At 31.9% G+C, this 22451-nt stretch carries 21 protein-coding genes; all 21 read right to left on the bottom strand.

The features are described 5' to 3' along the window. Nucleotides 1-321: 321 nt before the first annotated feature. Nucleotides 322-669, bottom strand: a complete 348-nt coding sequence (locus tag OYT91_RS16935; RefSeq protein ID WP_281238866.1) for a four helix bundle protein — start codon at nucleotides 667-669, stop codon at nucleotides 322-324. A 427-nt stretch (nucleotides 670-1096) separates the two neighbouring features. Beyond that, on the bottom strand, nucleotides 1097-1966 hold the full coding sequence (locus OYT91_RS16930; protein ID WP_281238865.1) for an ABC transporter permease: 870 nt from the start codon (nucleotides 1964-1966) through the stop codon (nucleotides 1097-1099). Between the two features lie 243 nt (nucleotides 1967-2209). Next, nucleotides 2210-4159, bottom strand: coding sequence for a nucleoside-diphosphate sugar epimerase/dehydratase (locus OYT91_RS16925; protein ID WP_269223764.1), 1950 nt, complete (start codon nucleotides 4157-4159; stop codon nucleotides 2210-2212). Between the two features lie 220 nt (nucleotides 4160-4379). After that, nucleotides 4380-4964, bottom strand: coding sequence for a sugar transferase (locus OYT91_RS16920; protein ID WP_281238864.1), 585 nt, complete (start codon nucleotides 4962-4964; stop codon nucleotides 4380-4382). Between the two features lie 59 nt (nucleotides 4965-5023). Further along, nucleotides 5024-5971, bottom strand: a complete 948-nt coding sequence (locus OYT91_RS16915) for an MraY family glycosyltransferase (RefSeq protein WP_281238863.1) — start codon at nucleotides 5969-5971, stop codon at nucleotides 5024-5026. A 288-nt stretch (nucleotides 5972-6259) separates the two neighbouring features. Beyond that, entirely contained in the window at nucleotides 6260-7129 is an 870-nt protein-coding gene (rfbA, locus tag OYT91_RS16910; protein WP_281238862.1) for a glucose-1-phosphate thymidylyltransferase RfbA, read from the bottom strand. A 20-nt stretch (nucleotides 7130-7149) separates the two neighbouring features. Beyond that, nucleotides 7150-7539: a GxxExxY protein gene (locus OYT91_RS16905; RefSeq protein WP_281238861.1), complete on the bottom strand. Its 390-nt coding sequence runs from the start codon at nucleotides 7537-7539 to the stop codon at nucleotides 7150-7152. Between the two features lie 24 nt (nucleotides 7540-7563). Then, the gene (gene rfbD, locus OYT91_RS16900; protein WP_281238860.1) at nucleotides 7564-8427 is read right to left on the bottom strand and encodes a dTDP-4-dehydrorhamnose reductase; all 864 of its coding nucleotides are present in this window, start codon (nucleotides 8425-8427) and stop codon (nucleotides 7564-7566) included. Between the two features lie 231 nt (nucleotides 8428-8658). Further along, complete coding sequence (gene rfbC / locus OYT91_RS16895; protein WP_281238859.1) at nucleotides 8659-9207, bottom strand: dTDP-4-dehydrorhamnose 3,5-epimerase; 549 nt, start codon at nucleotides 9205-9207, stop codon at nucleotides 8659-8661. Between the two features lie 67 nt (nucleotides 9208-9274). Beyond that, on the bottom strand, nucleotides 9275-9724 hold the full coding sequence (locus OYT91_RS16890; protein WP_281238858.1) for a cupin domain-containing protein: 450 nt from the start codon (nucleotides 9722-9724) through the stop codon (nucleotides 9275-9277). 702 nt (nucleotides 9725-10426) lie between these two features. Beyond that, nucleotides 10427-11515, bottom strand: a complete 1089-nt coding sequence (locus OYT91_RS16885) for a mannose-1-phosphate guanylyltransferase (RefSeq protein ID WP_281238857.1) — start codon at nucleotides 11513-11515, stop codon at nucleotides 10427-10429. Nucleotides 11516-11535: 20 nt separating this feature from the next. Continuing rightward, nucleotides 11536-12429, bottom strand: a complete 894-nt coding sequence (locus OYT91_RS16880) for an NAD-dependent epimerase/dehydratase family protein (protein ID WP_281238856.1) — start codon at nucleotides 12427-12429, stop codon at nucleotides 11536-11538. A 19-nt stretch (nucleotides 12430-12448) separates the two neighbouring features. Then, the gene (locus OYT91_RS16875) at nucleotides 12449-13672 is read right to left on the bottom strand and encodes a glycosyltransferase family 4 protein (protein WP_281238855.1); all 1224 of its coding nucleotides are present in this window, start codon (nucleotides 13670-13672) and stop codon (nucleotides 12449-12451) included. 122 nt (nucleotides 13673-13794) lie between these two features. Further along, nucleotides 13795-14799 (bottom strand): NAD-dependent epimerase/dehydratase family protein, encoded by a 1005-nt coding sequence (locus tag OYT91_RS16870; RefSeq protein WP_281238854.1) that lies wholly within the window; start codon nucleotides 14797-14799, stop codon nucleotides 13795-13797. Between the two features lie 2 nt (nucleotides 14800-14801). After that, nucleotides 14802-15902 carry a glycosyltransferase family 4 protein gene (locus tag OYT91_RS16865; RefSeq protein ID WP_281238853.1) on the bottom strand — a complete coding sequence of 367 codons (1101 nt, stop codon included), beginning with the start codon at nucleotides 15900-15902 and terminating at the stop codon, nucleotides 14802-14804. A gap of 11 nt (nucleotides 15903-15913) precedes the next feature. Further along, nucleotides 15914-17029 (bottom strand): EpsG family protein, encoded by a 1116-nt coding sequence (locus OYT91_RS16860; protein WP_281238852.1) that lies wholly within the window; start codon nucleotides 17027-17029, stop codon nucleotides 15914-15916. Continuing rightward, nucleotides 17029-17820: a glycosyltransferase family 4 protein gene (locus OYT91_RS16855; protein WP_281238851.1), complete on the bottom strand. Its 792-nt coding sequence runs from the start codon at nucleotides 17818-17820 to the stop codon at nucleotides 17029-17031. The genes OYT91_RS16860 and OYT91_RS16855 overlap by 1 nt, the downstream gene beginning before the upstream one ends. A 262-nt stretch (nucleotides 17821-18082) precedes the next feature. Then, nucleotides 18083-19372: a glycosyltransferase family protein gene (locus tag OYT91_RS16850; protein ID WP_281238850.1), complete on the bottom strand. Its 1290-nt coding sequence runs from the start codon at nucleotides 19370-19372 to the stop codon at nucleotides 18083-18085. A 2-nt stretch (nucleotides 19373-19374) separates the two neighbouring features. Then, nucleotides 19375-19998: an acyltransferase gene (locus tag OYT91_RS16845; protein ID WP_281238849.1), complete on the bottom strand. Its 624-nt coding sequence runs from the start codon at nucleotides 19996-19998 to the stop codon at nucleotides 19375-19377. Nucleotides 19999-20053: 55 nt separating this feature from the next. Next, nucleotides 20054-21208, bottom strand: a complete 1155-nt coding sequence (locus OYT91_RS16840) for a glycosyltransferase (protein WP_281238848.1) — start codon at nucleotides 21206-21208, stop codon at nucleotides 20054-20056. Further along, nucleotides 21209-22450: a glycosyltransferase gene (locus OYT91_RS16835; RefSeq protein WP_281238847.1), complete on the bottom strand. Its 1242-nt coding sequence runs from the start codon at nucleotides 22448-22450 to the stop codon at nucleotides 21209-21211. It lies immediately after the preceding gene. Nucleotide 22451 lies beyond the last annotated feature (1 nt).

The raw sequence follows: 22451 nt of genomic DNA, 5'->3' as shown, positions 1-22451 counted from the left end.
AATAGTGAATAGAGATTGCCTTCATACTATTCACAATTACGCTTCACCTTACTCTTTTTTTATATACAATATAATTCTCGTTTCATTAATACTCCGTAAGAGCCGCGATTACTTCTCTCTTCTCACTATTCACCCCTCACTATTCACCTCTCACTATTCACCTCTCGCTATTCACCTCTCACTATTCACCTCTCGCTATTCACCTCTCGCTATTCACCCCTCACTATTCACCCCTCACTATTCACCCCTCACTATTCACCCCTCACTATTCACCCCTCACTATTCACCTCTCACTATTCACTTCTAACTACTCTCTTCTAACTACACTTTACTTATATAATTCTTAAATCCTAATAAAAGCTTTTTCACTTCAATCATTTGTTTTTCCAAAACCTCCTCTTTTTCTATAAAAGTCAATCGTATTGCAATAAGATATTGCGTCTCCAATTCAGAAAGCGAACCAATAGCAATATACAGAAACTGTAATAATTCTTTATTCCCTTTTCGAGCAGCACCTTCAGCTATGTTTGATGGAATCGAAACCGCAGCCCTTCTCATTTGACTCGTTAAACCATATTTTTCAACATCTGGAAATCGCTGAGTAAGAGTATAAATTGACTCAACCAAGTCCATACTTTTTTTCCAAACATCTAATTCTTTATGATCCATTCAAGTTATTTTAACCTTAATAATTTTCTATACACCTCCCACTACTCACCATTCACTTCTAACTTCTAACTTCTAACTTCTAACTTCTAACTATTCACTTCTCACCACTCACTTCTCACTTCTCACTTCTCACTTCTCACTTCTCACTTCTCACTTCTCACTTCTCACTTCTCACTTCTCACTTCTCACCATTCACCATTCACTTCTCACCACTCACTTCTCACCACTCACCACTCACTATTCACCATTCACTTCTAACTATTCACTTCTCACCATTCACCATTCACCACTCACCATTCACTTCTCACCACTCACCACTCACTTCTCACTATTCACAATTCACCATTCACCATTCACTTCTCACCACTCACCATTCACTTCTCACCACTCACTTCTCACCACACACTATTCACCACTCACCATTCACCTACACCGTATCTATAAAACTCTTCTCAGTCTTATTAAAAATTAACAATCCTACAAAAAATACACCAACCGTTACCAAAAAAGTATATACCAATCCCAAGATAGAGATTTGCCCTACATTGAGTAACATATAGCGCGCTGTTTCTATAATATAAGCCAACGGATTATATTGAATTAACCAACTATAATTTGGCATTTTTTCCTGTAATAAAGCCATAGGATACATTACTGCCGAGAGATACATCAACAATTGTACCCCAAAACCTATCAAATAATTAAAGTCCCTATATTTGGTAACCAAAGACGAAATCAACATGCCTAATCCTAACCCTAGAACTCCCATTAATAGAATTAATAAAGGGAAAAACACAACCGTAGCATTCAAACTGATATCGGCTCCTTTAAAATAATAAAAAAGATAAAAAACAATAAAGATGCCACACTGAATTCCAAATTTTAGCAAATTGGAAATTACAATAGAAATTGGAACTATAATTCGAGGAAAATAAACTTTACCAAAGATGTTTGCATTACTTCTAAACGTATCGGAAGTCCCGTTGAGACAGGCTGTGAAATAATTCCAAACCGTAATCCCGGCCAAATTAAATAAAAATGGAGGCACAGTTCCCGTATTAATTCCGGCAACGGTATTGAAAATTATGGTAAAGGTAATCGAAGTAAACAACGGCTGTATCAAGTACCATAATGGCCCCAAAACCGTTTGTTTGTATACGGTAACAATATCTCTTTTTACAAAAAGAAAAAGCAAATCGCGATATTGCCAAACCTCTCTAAGATTCAAAGAGAAAAATTTATTCTTGGGCGTTATCTCAAACAGCCATTCCGTATTTGGGGTATTACTACTGCTCATTATTTTGGAACTAAAATTGGTAATTGTCACTGATTTAAATAAAACCGCAAATGTAATCATTAAAGAATAGTGTTTGCTTTTTTTAACTATTCAGACCCTCCCAATTAGTGAAGAATCATTAAACCTTTAACAACTAACACCCCAAAACTCAAAACCTCCCACCAGACAAAAAAACTTTCATAATCAAAAAAGGTTTACAAGGACATCCCTTGTAAACCTTTTCTATATCTTAATTTTAAAATTTTATTTATCTAAAATTTCAAAAGTGGAATTCATGCTTTTAAACTCTGGAACGATAACTTTCATTTTAGCAACAATATCATCATTGTCAAAGTAATTAGCAATTCCTATCAGTTCATTTATGTCAACATGCAAATTCTCAAACTCATCTTGAATTTCTTCAGCAATCATTATTTTTTCATGATAAGTAGGAATTGTTTTTGCCGTATCGTTTAACAACTCTTCATATAATTTTTCTCCGGGTCGCAATCCCACAATATCAATTTTTATATCTCTATCAGGAATAAATCCGGCCAGTTTGATCATTTTTTTGGCCAAATCCAAAATTTTAACTGGTTTCCCCATATCAAAAATATAAATCTCTCCTCCATTCCCCATGGCACCAGCTTCCAATACCAGTTGACAAGCTTCTGGGATGGTCATAAAATAACGAATAATATCAGGATGAGTAATCGTTACTGGACCTCCATTTGCAATTTGTTTCGTAAACAAAGGAACTACGGAGCCATTTGATCCCAAAACATTTCCAAAACGAGTGGTAATGAATTTTGTAGCATTGAGTTTGTTCTCTTTTATATTTTTAATCTGCAAAGATTGCACGTATTTTTCAGCAATTCGTTTGCTGGCTCCCATAACATTACTCGGATTAACCGCTTTATCAGTAGAAACCATAACGAACTTAATCACTTCATATTCACAGGATAAATCAGCTAGATTTTTGGTTCCTTCTATATTGGTCAAAATCGCTTGTGAAGGATTTTCTTCCATCAATGGCACGTGTTTATAAGCGGCAGCATGATAAACAACTTGTGGTTTAAAGGTTTTAAAAACCCTGTTCATCGCCTCCTTATTTCGAACATCGGCAATAACATGATGAATCTTTGATTTCGAATGCAATTTTTCCAATTCAAGACTCAAATGATGCAAAGGAGTTTCAGCCTGATCTAATATAATTACTCTTTTGGGATTAAAAGTTAAAACCTGTCTTACAATTTCACTTCCAATAGAACCTGCTGCTCCCGAAATTAAAACCGTTTTATCTTTGAGTTGCTTCGAAATGGATTTATTGTCTAAAACAATTGGTTTTCGCTCTAATAAATCTTCAATCTGTATATTTTTTACCTTTTGTGAAATTTCTTTCTGATTTTCCCAGTCCGTAATCAAAGGCACTGTATAAACTCTATAATTAAATTCCAAACATTGATCTACTATCACCAATTGCTCTTCTTTCCCTAAACTTTTATCGGCCATAATAACTGCTTCAGCTCCTACTGAACGCATTAATGAAGGTAGTTTTTTCTTTTGAACCAAAATGGGTAAATCCAACATACGCTTTGAAGCATTTTGGTTGTTTCGATCCACAAAACCCACAATCTTAAAACGAGTTGGCGTTTCAAATTTCAAAGCATTCGCAACCGAAATCGCGTTGGCGTCTGTTCCGTAAATTATAGTTCGTATTAATTTGGTAGCGCTTTTCTCAGACAAATACATTTCGAAAGTTTGCTTGACCACGACACGATACAAAAACAAACCACAAAACGACAACACCACATTGATAAAAAGCGCTGTAGTCAAGAATATTCGTTCATCATTTAGCAACTCATAAGCAAAGTTAAACACCAAAAAAACAACCAATACCGACATTTGCGAAAACAAAAGTTTCACTGCATCTATATAGGAAGAATGTCGTATTATACCCGAATAGGTTCTAAACAACCAAAAAAAGAAAATATTGGTTCCAAAAAAGCAAGTAATAAAAAAGACATCATGAGTTGTATTAATGTATTTTAATCCTGTTCCTCTAAAAATAAGGAGGGTAAAGAAAAAGGTAATTATCAATACCGAAAAATCAATCATAACGATAATCCACCTTGGCAGGTAACTCAAATTACGAATGCTTAATCTCAAATTGGCTCTTGACAAAAATCCAGAATAAAGGGAATTTTCATTCATTTTTTAGCGTTTTTTATTTTCTTAAAAGAAACAAAGGAAGAATACAAAATTACAAATTAAAATACATCTAGAAGTAAAATTACACTATAGAATATTACATTTCTGACGAAACACATAAAATGACTATCTACAACCATTTAACAAAAATGCAACGCCTTAATTAAATCAATTTTAGACCTATTTTGAACAATAAAAAAATAAAGAATTACAAAATTAAGATTTAACTTATAATTTTTACAACTACAAATCTTCCAGTTGCGACAATAATCTTTAAATCTTCATACAAACTCTGGTGATGGTAATAAGCCAAATTCAGTTTTAATTTATCCGGAAATAATACTTCGTCATTATATCGCAAAGGATTTTCTTGAATATCCAAAAGTTTGTCTTCATTGTAATATTTTAAAGAAGCCAAGCTGGTTAATCCTGGTTTTAAATCCAAAATTTTCCGATTCTCGCCTTCTAATAAATCGTAATAGCCCTCAATATCAGGCCTTGGACCTACAACACTCATTTCTCCTTTCAAAACATTAAAAAACTGAGGCAACTCATCTAATTTGTAATTTCGAAGTAGTTGACCAATTTTTGAAATTTTTATACCTTTCCCTTCACCATCTGAATTAATTTGTATTGTTCTCAATTTGTAAATTTTAAACTTTCTCCCAAATTGGCCAATACGATCATGTGTAAAAATCCCATTTGTTTGAGTATCGATAACAGCCAAGAACCAAGCAGTCAAAAGCAACCACGAAAACACAAAAAGCATTAGAATAGAAAATCCAATATCAAAAACACGCTTTAACATTGACTTAAAATATAATCTAGAAGTAAGAAAATGATCTTTTTGTCCCACAATCAGTAAATCTATGTCAAATTAATTTTCTGAACCACTCGGCTTCTAATCCATACATAAATTGTAATTTGAAACAACAATAAGCAAATCACAATAGGTAGAGACAAACTGCCTTTTGAATCTAAAAAAATCAACAGTACATTAATCAGTAGCTGGATAAAGGCATACATAAAAGAAACTAGAATATGGGAATAGCCTAATTCATTCGCCAAATATTGGTACAAATGAGAACGGTGGGGTTCCAAAATATTTTCTTTCTTTTTTATTCGTGTAAAAATGGTAATAACGGCATCAATTCCATACACGGATAAAAAAAGGAGATAACCAACTTGACCCGAAACCAAAATCGTTTTTATCATAAAAAAGCCCAAGAACAAAGCCATACTAATACTTCCAACATCACCGGCAAATGTTTTGGCTTTTTTCCGAACATTAAAAATTCCAAAAGCACAACAAGACAATCCCATAGTCCATAATAACGGAAGACTCTCTTTATTTATTTCTAAAAAAGAAAAACTAACAATAACTACAAAGGCATACATTACAGTTATCCCGTTGATGCCATCCATAAAATTAAACGCATTCACCCATCCGATTAATAAGATAAAAACAATAGGCAAAAGCCAAAGTGCTTGAGTAAACAAATTCAAATCATAAAAAACCAAGCCAATAGCTATAGCATGAGAAGCAAATCTGGGCAATTGAGATAAAGGTTTTATATCGTCAATAAAGCTAACAATTGCCACCAAAAGTACCGCAACTGTTAATGTCCAAGAAACATATCCCAGGATGCAAGCTGTTAAAATCGCTATAGGAAAAATAACTCCTCCCCCGCGCAATGTTATTGATGTATGCGAAGAACGGCTATTGGGTTTGTCAATAATATTATAAAAATCGGCAATCTTGAAATAAAGCAATTCAACACCAATAAATAAAAAAAGTAAGGTAATGTAATTCATTATAGGAGGTTATCGGTTATCCGTTTTCTGCATTCCGCTAAATTCTATTTTAAAAAGCAATTAATTTTGAAACATATAAGTCATAAAAGAAAAAGAAAACTAGCTTTCCAAATATTAGTTAAAGTAAAAAAAGTTTTGTATTTACTTAAATGGACTTAGTTTTTACTTAGCATTATTCAGCCTAAAAACTTACATGACTAATATGGTTTGAAAATTTATTTTAACAAATACTGTTATTTATAGAATTAAATACTGCAATCTAAATTCTGTCTGCTGCTATTCCCTGAACTAAATTTTATATTTCAAAAGCCCCAATAAATACTCTCCATACCCCGACTTTTTCAAAGGCTCGGCCAATTCTCTTAGTTGATCCTCAGTTATAAAACCTTGCCTCCAAGCAATTTCTTCAATACAACCTACTTTCAATCCTTGACGTTCTTCCAAAACCTGTACAAATTGTCCTGCTTGCATCAAACTGTTAAAAGTTCCGGTATCCAACCAAGCGGTACCACGGCTCAAAATTCCAACTTTCAATTTACCTTGTTCCAAATACACTTTATTCACATCGGTAATTTCATATTCTCCTCTGGCACTAGGTTGAATATTTTTTGCTATTTCCACTACTGAATTGTCATAAAAATACAACCCTGGAACCGCATAATTTGATTTTGGGACTAAAGGTTTTTCCTCGATAGATAGCGCTTTCAGATTTTTATCAAATTCTACAACACCATATCGCTCTGGATCCGAAACATGGTAAGCAAAAACAACTCCCCCTTCAGGATTGGTATTCGATTGCAATAATTCATGCATATTGGCTCCAAAGAAAATATTATCTCCTAATACCAAAGCAACAGAATCCGAACCAATGAAGTCTTCTCCAATCACAAATGCTTGCGCCAAACCATTTGGAATTGCTTGTTCCGCATAACTGAATTTACATCCTATTGCCGATCCATCTCCTAATAATTTTTTGAAATTAGGCAAATCATGCGGTGTCGAAATAATCAATATTTCATTGATACCAGCCATCATCAATGTCGACAATGGATAATAAATCATTGGTTTATCATAAACAGGCATCATTTGCTTACTCATCGCAAGCGTTAACGGATGCAAACGAGTACCCGATCCTCCAGCAAGTATTATTCCTTTCATAGTTCTTCTAATTTTACGAATTAATCCGAATTTTTCAAATTAATTATTCTTTTATAATTCAATGATGGCATACCAAAATTAATTAGCATACTCAATTCCATATTGGTACATTTTAAATAATTTCTCAACTGCGCGTAGAATATATCTGGAATATGGACTACAGCTTTAATTTCTAAAACAATTCCATCATAGCAAACAAAATCTGCTCTATAATACTTACTCAATTTCACATTTTCATAATATAATTCCAATTTCAGCTGTCTTTTAAAAGGAATATTTTGAATCAAAAATTCTTTCTCTAATGCTTCTTCATAAACCGCCTCCAAGAATCCTACTCCTAATGAACGATGTACTTTCATACAAGCACCAATAATTTTAAAACTCTCTTCCTTAAAAAGTATTTTATCCATTAGTAGAATTCGTTAAATTCGTTTTTAATTCGTACTAATTAGTTGCTCCATACACTTCACCAAACTCTCCCTATATCCCGGAACAACTACCCCAAAAGTAGCTTTAATTTTGGTTTTGTCCAATAATGAATATTGAGGGCGTTTTGCTGGTGTTGGATAAGCCGAAGATGGAATACCGCTGACAGCACAATCAAAACCACCAATTTCCTGAATGGCCAAAGCAAATTCATACCAACTAATTGCTCCCTCATTCGAAAAATGATAAATGCCAGCTTCCCAATTTGGATGCGTAATAATTGTCATTATAGCTTGTGCCAAATCGGCCGCATAAGTTGGGCTTCCTATTTGATCATTGACAACATTCAAAGAATCTCTTTCTTGCATTAATCTTGACATTGTTTTTACAAAATTGGCTCCAAAACTAGAATATACCCAAGAAGTTCTGATGATAATAGCTGATGGATTTTCCTCCATGCACGCTTTTTCCCCAGCCAATTTGGTCACTCCATACACATTAATCGGACCTGTGGGAGCTGACTCACTTAGAGCAGTTGCCGCAGTACCGTCAAAAACATAATCGGTGGAAATATGAATCAATTTACAAGTGTTGTTTTTACTCCAATTTGCCAGTACAGCAACGGATTTATGATTCAAAACATCAGACAATTCATATTCTGATTCGGCTCGATCCACAGCAGTGTGAGCTGCGCAATTAACGATATAGTCCGGTTTTATATTTGTTAATTCGGCAGCTAAATTCTCCAAATTACACAAATCCAACTCTTCTCGATCCGTAAAAACCCATTCAAATTGGTTATATATTTTTGACAGAACATTCAATTCAGAACCCAATTGCCCATTGGCACCGGTAATTAATATTTTTTTCATAATTTATATACAGAAAATTTATTTTAGCAAATAGACAGTCAATATTCACTCTTCATTATTCACCACTAACTATTCACGACTAACTACTAACTATTCACGACTAACTACTAACTATTCACCACTAACTATTCACGACTATCTATTCACGACTATCTATTCACGACTAACTATTCACGACTAACTATTCACGACTAACTATTCACGACTAACTACTAACTATTCACTACCAACTTAAAACTCACTATTACACCCTGCAAAATCAGGTAAAACCAAATCCTTTCCGGATACAATAGCATCTTTTAAATCCATTCCCCAATCGATGTTTAAAGTTGTATCATCAAAACGGATACCCCCTTCGCTGGCTTTATTATAAAACTGATCGCACTTATAAAGCACTACAGCGGTTTCACTCAATACCGAAAATCCATGGGCAAAACCTTGTGGAACTAACAATTGTTTTTTGTTTTCGGCTGTTAATTTGATTCCAAAATGTTTCCCGTAAGTAGGGGAGTCTTTCCTTAGATCGACAGCAACATCCATTATCTCTCCCTGTAATACTCGAACTAATTTAGTTTGAGCAAAAGGCGGATTCTGGTAATGCAAACCCCGCAAAGTTCCCCTTTGTGAAAAGGATTGATTGTCCTGCACAAATTCAATATCAATTCCCAACCCACTCAATTTATTTTTGTTGTAGGCCTCAAAAAAATAACCCCTTTCGTCCTCAAATACATCAGGAGTCAGTATAACTAAATCCTTAATATAAGTTTGCTCTATGTTCATATTATAATTTTTTATCTTTTTAAAAGTAACTTCTAACTATTCACACTCACTATTCACTATTCACCACTCACTTCTCACTATTCACTAACTCCCACATATCACTATCAAACCGCACATCATCTTCCGAAGTTCGGTCTAGCGGTAAAGTAGAAAACGAAATCAATTTAGACCCCACTTCCAGCGATTCAATGGCATTGGCATAACCTTCCGGAATATGAAGAACATTGCTTTGATCAGCACTAAGAACAATACTTTCAACTTTCAAATCTTTCGAAGGCGATTCCCAGTGGTCTATTTTTACATAATGCACTCTTACAGTACCTTGAATGCAATAAAAATATTTATTGTCTATTTTATGCCCCTGCCAAGCCCGCAAAGGATTCTCAGCCGAATTACTAATGATATAAAACCGCTCAATAGCATCAAATTTCATATCGTTAACATAGGAAATCTGCCCTCTTTGGTCGGTATGAATTCCGCCTTTGATTAATTTAGGGATCTTATTATTTTCTGACATACATGTTTTTTATTTAATAAAATATAACATTCCAGAATCTTGTCCTACTGAAAAAGGAAGCGTCCTCACAACGAACTCCGCTCCAATAATCAAATCCCGCAATACAACATTTGAATTGAAATACCTTCAATATATAAATAATTCAATCCCATACTGGAACTTAAACAACTTTAAACTCTGAAGCCATTAAACAGTTTTAAACCTTTAAACTGACAACCGAGAACTCACTTCTCTCATCTCACAACTCACCTGTCTCCTCGAGCGCAAACTCATTAAGTTAAACTTTGATTTTTCTGGCAGAGCCATTAAGGTGCAAAGTCTAAAACCGTTTTCTTTGCGTCTCTGCGCCTTTGCGAGAGCTGCATTTAGAATAATTCTAGCAAGAAATCCTTAATCTTAATGGTATTGATCCAGAAAAATTTGTACGGAGCGAAGTCGAAGTACAGTCGAGAGCCAAAATCTTGTTATACTGCCAAAGGGAACATCACCAAAAGCTAATTCAAATCCCGTAATTCAGCTTTTGCATGGAAAGACCTCCACTTCTCAAATACCTATTTTTTAACAACATTAAATAGTGCAACCTTTTAAACTTTTAAAAACGCAACTCACCATTCACAACTCACCATTCACCATTCACCATTCACCATTCACCATTCACCATTCACTATTCACTATTCACTATTCACTATTCACTATTCACTTCTACAAATACTCCTCCCCAAACTCAACCACCATCTTCCCTGCGACTGCCTTTATCTCCTGTTCATTCCCTTTTGGATAAATCAACAATACTTTACCATCATCAACCACAATAAAATCTTCCAATCCTTTAATTACGGCCGCTTTTCCTTTAGGCAAATGAATAATGCAATTTTGAGTATCTTCTAGATGCAAATGATCTACACTCAAAGCATTATTATCATTGTCTTTTTCTGCAACGTCATGTAAAGAAGCCCAAGTGCCCAAATCTGACCAACCGATATCGGCGGGAAGGGTAAAGACATTATCCGCTTTTTCCAATATCGCATAATCAATGGAAATATTCGGACTTTTAGGATAATTCTCGTTTATAAAATCAACTTCGGCACTAGTGTTATAAACTTCATTCCCTTTGGAAAACAAGACGTCTATTTCCGAGGCATATTTTTGAAAAGCAGTTTGGATGCTTTGGGCGCGCCAAATAAAAATCCCTGCATTCCATAAATAATCACCACTTACCAAATATTCTTGAGCTTTTTCTAAAACAGGTTTTTCTAAAAATTTCTCCACTTGGTGCACCCCATCAATCCCCTCTTTTTGAAAATTAATATACCCATAACCGGTATCTGGTCGTGTAGGGCTAATCCCTAGAGTAACCAAAGCATCATTTGCTGCGGTATAATCAAGGGCTTGCTCAATTTTACTCAAAAACTCCGTTTCCTTCAAAATCAAATGATCTGATGGTGCAACTACTATATTTGCATCCGGATTCTGTTTTAGGATTTTATAGGAAGCATAGGCAATACAAGGTGCGGTGTTGTTGCGACTTGGTTCCAGTAAAATATTGCTTACTGCTATACCGCTCAGTTGTTCCTGTATCAAACCCAAATATTGCTGATTGCTCAGTATATAGATATTTTCCTTAAGACAGATTTTTTCAAATCGTTCGTAAGTGAGTTGCAACAACGATTTCCCAATTCCCAATATGTCTATAAACTGTTTCGGAAAGTGATTACGACTCTTTGGCCAAAACCGACTTCCCACACCACCTGCCATAATGAGGACATAGGTGTTACTTTTAGTTTCTGTCATTATTTTATTTTTATTGTCTTTTATTTCTTAAATGATCTAAAAGTCATTATCAAGCCTTCTTCACAAGAAATAGGCAACTCTTTCCCAATAGTCTTTATTATTTTTTGATTACTTACCACATAATTCTCGGTTAACTTTTGTAAACGTTCTGAATTTAAGGGTAAATGCAGATAATCCCCTAATTTAGCCAGCAAGCTTATCGCATTTTTTGATAAATTGAGTATTCTACTTTTTTTATCCAAAACCTTTCCTATTAATTGAATCAATTCGTTTGTAGACAAGACATCATCATCTGCTACTTGATACACTCCCGAAGGAATAGAAGTATTCCCTAGTAATTCTTTAATCACAAAACAAAGATTTTCAATACTCAAAAAAGAACGCTGATTTTCAAAAGCTCCCAAAGGCCAAGGCAGTCCTTTAACAACCAATTGGTACAATAAATTGAGGTTCCCTTTGTTTCCAGCACCATGAATCATACAGGGTCTAAGTATATAAACGCGCTTTCCCTCCGGTAATTTCTGGTTCAAAATGTATTGCTCTGCTTGATGTTTGGCAATACCATAATGGGTTTTAGGATTTGGTATTTCGTCTTCGCTCAATATCCCCTTTACTTCATCTGCCACTGCTTTTACTGTACTCATGAAAATAAAAACAGCCGACTCCGAAGCTAAAAAAGCATCAAAAAGTTGCTTGGTTAACTCAAAATTAGCTTCGTAATAATCCTGCGGATTGGACACTTTTTTTAAATCGTGAGCTTTACCAGCTAAATGAATAATTACATCACCTTTTATCTCAATTTGCTGATTGGGGATGTACCTAACACTCAATGATTGCATCACATATGAATGTTGTAAATAGGTCATAAGATTAGTTCCAACAAATCCTTTAGCTCCTGTGATGATAATTTTCATAATAATTTAAATGCAATATTTATAGTTTGAATAAATTTACAATAGCTTCTAACATTTTATTTTTTAGAATTGTTGGAGAAAAGTTGTCATTAACGTATTTAAGATTATTCAAACCAATCTCTTCTTTTTGGGTGTCATTTAAATTTGCAAACTCTAACAAACCATTCACAATAGTGTTTTCATCATTATGATCAGCCATTATATTTCCATCTAAATCTGAAATTATTTCAGTCACATGAGATTGCTTTGGACCTATATACAAAATAGGTTTTCCAACAAACATTGCCCCATAAATTTTATTTGGATGAGTAAAACCTACTTGATTATTTCCCATTATAACAACCTGTACATCAGATGCTCCTAATGAATTGTGAATATTTTCTCTTGGTTGAAAAGGGAGTTGAATTATATTTTCTAATTTATTATTAAATTTAAAATCAGAAACATCTTTTTTCCTAACGCCTCCCCCTACAAAAACAAACAAAAAACGATTATCGTTCTCTAATAATTTTGTAACATTTAACAAAGTGTCTAAAGGATGTACATAAGCATGATTCCCTGAATACATTATTACAATTTTATCTCCGAAATCATTTTCAATTCTGAAAGGATTTTCATTTCTCTTTCCTTCATATATTTTATCAATTACAGGCCAAACAGGAATAGTAAAAACATCCTTTTTTTCAGCTCCTCTTCCAATCAAATATTCAGTCATAAATTTATCGAGAGATATAATCTTTTTAGATTCTTTTATACTATAATTCCCAATGGTTGTAAAAAACTTAGCCGCCAAAGAATCTTTTTTGATCAAATGAGAAGCTATAGACAATTCAGGCTGTAAATCCATAACCCAATAATAGAATGGTATTTTATTAAATTTTGATATTACAACCCCTAAAAAAGACAATAAAGGAGGAACAGTAGTCCCCAATATAACATCATATTTATTTTTCTTAACAAATAATAATTTGATACCTATATTAAAACTAAAAGTAAAGAAATCAATTATTCGAAAAAAAGGATTTCCTTTACCTAGTTTAGACTGACTAATTCGATATATCTTGATCCCATTTATAACCTCAAAATCAGAATATTTTGTGTTTTTTTCTTCATAGGGATATTTACTAGTAAAAACAGAAATTTCATGTCCGTTATTTTGTAAATGCTCGGCTAAATCCCATAAATGTTGTGAAACTGAAACAGTATCTGGATAAAACACCTGTGTAATTAATAATAATTTCAAAATACTTTTTGATTACTAAATATATTTAAAAGGAATACTCTAAATAATTTTAAATTTATAAAAACAGGAAATTACCATTGTATTATTAGCGGTAATTTCCTGTGTAACATTTTTCTAATACATTAAATTGATTTTTTCACTTGATCATTAATCCAAGTAAATGTTTTGATCATTCCTTTTTCAAGTGGTTCTGATACTCTCCATTGTATTTTTTCTTCATAAAGTCTATTATCTGAATTTCTTCCTCTAACACCCTCAGGGCATTTAAAACCATATTTCTGAATAAACTCTTCACCTGCTATGTTTTTAATTGCAATATTTTTACCGCTAATTTTTATTGCCATTTCAGCTAATTGATTAATCGTAACCATTTCATCTGACCCAATATTTACAGGACCCAAGAAATCACTTTCCATCATCCTCAGAACTGCCTCAACACATTCATCAACATAGAGAAAACTTCTTGTTTGTAATCCATCACCCCATACTTCAAAAGAACTTCCTACAGCTGCTTCAGCTGCTTTTCTTGACATTGCTGCTGGAGCCTTTTCTTTTCCACCCATCCAAGTCCCCTGTGGACCAAAAATATTATGAAATCTAGCTACTCTTACATCTAATTTGTAATTCCTATTAAAAGCAAAATACAAACGCTCGCTAAATAATTTTTCCCATCCATACTCTGAATCTGGATTTGCTGGATAAGCTGATGATTCTTCACAATTAGGATTATCTGGATCCAATTGATTGTGTTCAGGATACATACAGGCAGAAGATGAATAAAAAACTTTTTTAATATTTTTCTTCACACACTCGTGAACCACATTCAAATTTATAAGTGCCGAATTATGCATAACATTCGCATCGTTATCTCCTGTAAAAATATAACCTGCTCCACCCATATCTGCGGCCAACTGATATACCTCGTCATACCCTTCTCCAATTACCAATTCAACTGCCTTAGGATCACGCAAATCTGCCAAAATAAATTCATGACAAATTTCTTGATGATCAAAATACTCATGATTCTTAATATCGGCTATTCGAACATAACATCCTTCATTCTTTAATCTTTTTGCCAAGTGACCTCCTATGAAACCGCCGCCTCCTAATACAATTACTTTTTTCATGCTTACTTATTTTCTTTATTAATAATTAATTCTTTATACAATTCTTTATAGATTGCAACAACCTCAGCATAACATTTATCCCAAGAATACAAATGAGATTGTTGTAATCCCTTTTCAATAATTTCGTCTCTTTTAGTTTGAATAAATACAACACCCTCTTTAAATTGATCTATACTTAAAGTATTCATCAAAAAACCAGCATTGCCAGCAACTTCTGTAATTGAAGAGCATTGCAAAGCAATAAATGGACAACCTGCCTTCATCGCTTCTACAAGTGGAATACCAAAACCTTCATAAGAAGACGGATATAACAAAGCAAATGCGGCATTATAAGAAGTATTCAATTCAGTATTACTTATTATACCCAAATAGATCCATCTCCCTTTTAAATAGTTATCCAAAAATTGTATTTCTTTTTGAGATAACTGTCCCCCAACAATTTTAAGATGATAGTTATCAAGTGAAGCCACTGATTTAACTGCAAAATCAAAATTCTTATAGGAAGTTCTAGAACCAACAAATAAGAAAAAGGGATTACTACTGTTACTACTCGCTTCTGGTATTTTATAATAATCCGAGGATACCCCATTGTAAATAACCTTAATATCTTTAATAGAAAATTCAGGCGAAAAATACAATAAGTCCTTCTTTGTATTTTCAGAAATACATATTACTACATCAGCTGCAGCTATTGCTTTTTTCTTTTGCCAAGAATGTAGCCATTTTTTGGGGCCAGAACTAAAGCGTTCATAAGTATAATCATGAACTGTAACGACTTCTCTAACTTGATTATTCTTTTTAACAGATTTACTTAATGTTCTATAGTATGAAGAATGAAAAATAAACTGTTCATTCCTATTCTTAATTTTAATAGTTCTATATCTTGAAAAATAATGAAGTAATTCATTATTATTTTCTACAATCTGAGTATTGTCAATTATTAATTGATCCCTAAATAAATTTCCTAATGGTTTATTTTCTTCAACAAAAAAAGTAGTTGTGCAAAATTGTTTCAAAATATTGCTCATAATTTCAAACCAATACACCGAAATCCCACCTGATTTTTGTAGCGAAAAAATTATGTTATCAATAATCAAATTCATATCTATACAATTTAAAACATAGTTCTCTGAAATTCAGAGTTATAAAAAACACCTTTATAGGGGGCAAACAATTCTGGATAGGCTGTAATGGATTGAAATAAAAACACAATTGAAATTAACAGCAATAAAAAATACACATACACTTTATCTAATCGTCTACTAAAAATCAAAAACTGGCATGAAATTAAAAGACTCTCCATAATATTAAAATACAACGAACCCCTATTCACTAAAATTAATAAAGAACTGGCAAAAAGAAAATAAATTACCATTCCAAAAACATATCCATTATACAGTACTTTATAATAAGACAGTTTTTTCGATAAAAAAGAATAGTTATAGGTGAAAATAGCTATAAAAAATAATCTTTTTATCAAACCAAAAACACTTAAACTCGCCTCAGCCAAAACATCTTTTGCTCCTTCTGAATAGGCAGTAGTTTTTGAAGCTGCTAATTCGCCAAATAGTCCTCCAAATTTTGAAAATACTTGAAATGGTAAATCTGTTTTTCCTAAGATTAAAGATATGATTAATACCGTAACTACTGTAACTGTTTTGAAATTCCTATCTAAAAAATAATATACTGCAAACAAAAATGCAGTGGTATGAAACAAACAAGCAACACCAATAACCCCAATAAATTTTAGTAATTTTCGTTCAAAAACAAATCTTAAGGAATATAAACAAATAACAATAGCCAACAACTGACGGTTAGAGCCAACCATTCCCAAATTTGTTGCATAAAAAAACAACAAGGCTACAAAGAAATAAGGACTATATTTTTTAGCTGCCCTAAAAATACCCCAATAAAATATTAGAGCATGTATTAACAAAAAAAAACTATAATTATCGAACAGCTTTTTTATCAAAAAAGCAAAAAAACCATAACCAATTTCATAACCAATTAAAGCATTTATAAGAACAGTACCGTAATCATCTGTGTTTTGAAAATTCTCTAAATAAGGAACCCAATCCGACCCTGTTTCCCATCGCAATCCTATTTGAATTACAATTATGACGTACAAAAAAGACACTAACCAATTTCTTTGCGAGTCAGTTAATTTTAGCCTTAAATCAACAAAACCAAAAACAAAAATGAACAGTAACGTAATTATGTAAACTTCCATTAAAGCAGATTTTTATACAAGTCATTCATTTTTGATATCACTACTTTGTTTGAAAAGCGTTCTTCATAATAATTCCTAAATTGACATTTTTTTTGCTCCTTAGCAAAATAAAGTTTAGAAATAATACTCTCAACAGTATTCTCAAAAAGAAACTCATCAGAAATAATAACATCGGGAATAGCACAAACATTAGATGATATTACAGGTTTATCAAACAAATACCCTTCAATTATGGGTAATCCAAAGCCTTCACCATAGGCTGCAGGAACAAGAACCAAATCACAATCTTTATAATATTGTATCAAATCATCATCAGAAACATACCCCAAAAGCGAAATATTCTCCAACCCTAAATTTTTTATTTCTATCTTGTAAAAATCCAATAAAGGACCTTTTCCTGCAATCAAAAATTCAATCTTTTTTGCTTTTAGTTTTTCTGCTACGGCAACAATCAAGTTAATTAATGCTCTTTCCTCAATGCTTCTAACTGTAAAAACCTTTATAACATCTGAATTAAACTTTTTTAAATTATCATTTATATAAAGATTATCGATTTCAAAAGTTTCAAAATGCGAAGTATTAGGAACTATAATATAGTTATTACTGCTTTTATACAAACTCATCTTTTTGGCATAACTGGAAATAAAATGAACGTAACCACAACGGCGATAAAGAATTTTTTCCAACAACCAAAAAATCTTGTTCAATTTGTGTTTCGTAACTCGTGTGAGATAATACAAAGCATCATGAACTGTAAACAAATTGCTCTGATACACACTCATTATACTCATAAGCGGATTATGGGAGTGTATGAATATTTTTTTATTTCTTTTTTTAATTTTGAATAAGAGAAAATTTAGATTAATAACCCAAAAAAAATTTTTCTTAACACCTATGCAAACGAGATTTCTGTATCTTCTTACACTAGAACAAGTGTCCCAATGCAAATAATAATTTATTAGAAAAGGACTTGCCAGTGATTGAAAATGAATCACATTCTCAACCCCACGTTTGTGTTTAAACATACTATTGTAACCAAAAAATGTAATCAATTTAACTTCTAATTTTAAATTGTTTAAAATAATCTTTATTCAGAAGATAAACATGGTTCTCAATTTTTGAATACGAACGCATGAGCCTAACAATCATAAAGAATTTATTAGCACCAATTATTTTAAACACAAAGCTTAAAATTTTATTTATCATAATTGTTTTATGTTCAATATTTGCAACCGAATCCATTGTTACTTTATCAATCTTTTGCATATGAGTATTAAGGATTTTACTACTCTTCAAAGACAAATAAAAACCTCCTTTTTCATCAAATGGGTTGGAATTTATTTTTTCATCCTCCAATAATCGTCTGAACAAACCTCTGTAAATTTTAGAAATCACAATGCCATCTGAAAAATAATTATAAGAATAACCGAGTTTGATATATTTTAAAAAGTCACTTTCTCTAATAAAGTTAGCATAAATCTCAAATATTTCATTAAAATCCTTGTAACCTTCAAAATTTTTAATATTCCCCTGGACAATATCTCCATTAACCAAAGCATTATAATTATAACCCGAAAAGTGAACAAATGTAAGTGGGTAAAAATTATTCACCTCCTTTTCAATACGATTCTTGACAAAAAAAGCACCATCAATATTTACAATTTCTCTCTCAAAAAAGTTCCATGGTGCAACATTTAATCCTAAATCTGAAGAAATCAATAATTGCGTTGGAAAAAATGAGGGCAAAAAATCCATCCACTTCTGGTCTGTAAAATAATTTTCCATCATATTCTGAAAGCACCTGTCTTCAAGACGAATTTCCCACCAATCTAGCATTTTCTTTGCAGATTCATCATTTTTCAAAGCTAGAAAACCCAAATTAAACATACCCGAGAACAATAAATTTCTTTCATTTAAATTTCCTGTATATATTCTCTCAATTGTAGTAATATGTGGAGTTACAATAATAGATTTCTGATCCAATTGATTAAAAATAGTATCCAAAGAATTAAATACTAAAATATCAGGATCAAAATAAATACAGGCATTTGGAGAAAAATGTTCTAAAACATATTTAAAACACGATGGTTTAATGGAAGTACAGAACTCAGTAATATCATATTTAAAACTCATCTGTTGCCATTTAGCTTCTGAAATTCCTATCGCATCCTTAGCAATAATGACATTGTCCGGAAGATTTTTCAACTCCTCTTCTAAAGAAAATTCATCTGCAACAAAAACAAAAAAATCAACATCTATATTATGTTTTTTTATTGATTTTTCAAGGGCTAATGCTAAACCTATGTAATTTTTTGCACAAATTGTAAAAACTGTATTTTTCATTTTTAATTTATTCTTTTCGCAGGAACTCCTGCTATTATTGAATTTTTAGGAAAACTTTTAGTCACAACTGAATTAGCTCCTATTACACAATTTTCACCTATTACTACACCTGGCATTATTGAAACATTCTCCCCAATCCAAACATTATCTTCAATTATCACTTCTCCTTTGTAATACAATGGTCTCGAAATAGGTGGTATTTGTAAACTTTCGTCGTCTGTTTTACCATGATAATGATCCGTAATCAAAACATTACTGCCTACCAGCACATTGTTTCCTATTATTATCTTCCCAATTCCACCAATGTGACAATTATAATTAAAACAAACATTGTTTCCGATGACAATCTCTGGCTTAAAATAATCATTCCCATATTTAGACCAAGCCTCAATTCTTAATCCTGGACAACCAATAAAATCATCACCTATTTCAACAAACTCCAGACCTAACCCATAAAAAGGATAGTCAAGATTGAAATTTTTACCATAAACTTTAAAAAATCTTTTATACCAAGAAGAATAAATCAACCTTTTAACTAATTTAAACCTCATTAAAAATTTAAGGTCAAATATCTTAGATAATATATAACCAAATAATTCCAAAATCGGATAGAGCAGTCTTTTCATTTTTTAAAATTTAATTTAAAACTCACCCCCAATAAATTGGGAGTCCCATTACGATTTATCTCCTCAAATTAATTTCAATAATTCTATCCCCAACTCTTGTAACAAGTTGTCTCCAATTAAAACTTGAATCTGAGAAATTAATAGCTTCTCTATAATTTGTTTCTAAATCAACTTTTGACTTAAAAACATCACACAAAGCTACTCTTAAAGCATCGATATCTCCAATTTTTATAATTTTCCCTAGTTTCCCATTGTCCGAAATTTCTTTGGCACCACTAACATTTGTTGTAAGTATATAATTCCCAAATGCAAGAGCCTCAGGAAAAACATTTGCCATTCCTTCCCAAGTTGACGTCAATACAAATAATTTTGATTTATTATATAAATCCAATAATATTGCCCTATCATAAATTGCTCCCGTAATTATAACCTTTTCTTTTTTATCAGGATTTTTTAATATAAATTCATTGTAAGTTTTTAAAAACTTTTCTTCTACACTTCCAATCAACATAAATTTCCAATCATGCATATCAACTCCATCAAGTGCTTCTAGCATCATTTCATTATTTTTTTGTACAGTCCCTAATCTGCCAACTGTAATTAATAAATTTTCTTTTTCATTGAACTCTCTCTTAGTAATATTTAATTCTTCAAAAAGTTTTGCATCAAAGCCATTTGACATCAGTACCGTTGATTTTCTTAAATGCTCACCTAACAAACCTTGTTTTATGGCTTCATAATTAACTTCCGTTTCTACAGAATAAACATCAACAGCTTTCAAAAATAAATTTCTAAAATACCTCCTAAAACCTTTATTAGTAGGTTTTGAAAAATCAGTATATCCTAAATCCCCTTTTATATAACAAATCCCTTTAGAATTTAATAATTTATAAATCTTAGCAAAAAAAACATTTCGTTGATTTAGCCAAAAAAGACATAATACATCAATTCTCTTGGCATTTTTTATTAGCCACCAAGTCATTTCTTTCTCACTCCAAATAGTTGAATGAAACTTACTGAGAGATTTAATAGGAGTCAGTTTCATTCCTCTATAATTATCATTAAAATCAATATTTTCTTTATTTATTGGATAAACTATCTCTCCTTGCATTCCTAAATAATCGTTCAAATATTTAGGAACAAGAAACATATCTTTTCCTGCTACATTTTTATCAAAATAAAACATACTGACTAACCTCTTCTCTGTCATCTACAAATCATTATATAGTTCAATTAATTCTCTTGAGTGCTGATTTGCTTTTTTAGTTCCTTCAATATTATTAATAACTTTATTGTAAAAACCAATCAATTCAGTTGAATTTATATACTTTTTCATTTCAACAATATCATTTTCATTAACCCCAAACAATTTACCATTTTTATCATTAATAAAATCTGGAAGTCCCCCTTTTTTGGTTCCTATAATTGGAATACCCGCATTTAAAAATTCAAAAATTACCTGAGGTGCATTATCCTCCCAAACAGGTAATACGAGTCCAAAATCTATATCTTTTAGTATAGAAGGCAAATCTGTATGTTTATATTCACCATGATATATAACCTTTTCATTTGTTTTAATTTCTTCTAAAACATTTGGAGCCACACGACCATAGATGTGAAATTCATGTTTCGTGTTTTTAATCAACTCAAGTAATATGTTAGCGCCTTTATGATAATTTAAATTTCCCATAAATCCAAACCTAATGATGTCATTTGTCTCTTTGAACTTTCTTCCTCCAAACAAACTTCTAAAATCCTCCTCAGCTGTATAATTACCAATATGATTTACAACAAACTTATCATTAACAAATCCATTATTTTGATAAATCTCTCTTACTCTATTAGAAACAGCAATTAATAAATCTGCTTCTTTAAACATTTTATTACCAACAACAAATCTTTCGTGATGACCAGAAGAAGGAGAAAACGAATCTTTATAAAATATATTTTTAATTTTTTTATTGATAAAACGCCAATATCTATTTCCTATAGCTTCATTTCTTTGAATACATGAATTACAATCTTTATTTTCATTTGAATCCACACAATTTGACCCATCTGCCTTCATAAGTACAATCCTATTACAGATATAATAATAATCATGTAAAGAAATAACTAACTTTGCATGTTTTTTAAACATTTCTAACACCTTAATTGGAAGATCAATCATCATGTGTACATGAATAATATCCGGCTTTTCTCTTTTAATAATCTTTTCCAATTTAGCAATATCCCCATTTGAAACAACACTTGTTAAACCAAATGCTTGCATTTTTGTATCAATTGAAATAGTATTAAATACATACTCTTTTTTAATACCATTATCGTTTGAATAAATAACAGTAACTTCATGTCCTGCATCTATTAACGATTCCGAAATATTTCTAACATAATTGGTAATTCCTCCATTAAAACTAATATCAAAACCGGTACTTATTTGTATTACTTTCATA

It is taken from the genome of Flavobacterium praedii, from assembly GCF_026810365.1.
Lineage (GTDB): Bacteria > Bacteroidota > Bacteroidia > Flavobacteriales > Flavobacteriaceae > Flavobacterium > Flavobacterium praedii.
This window is presented reverse-complemented; position numbering and strand designations above follow the sequence as displayed.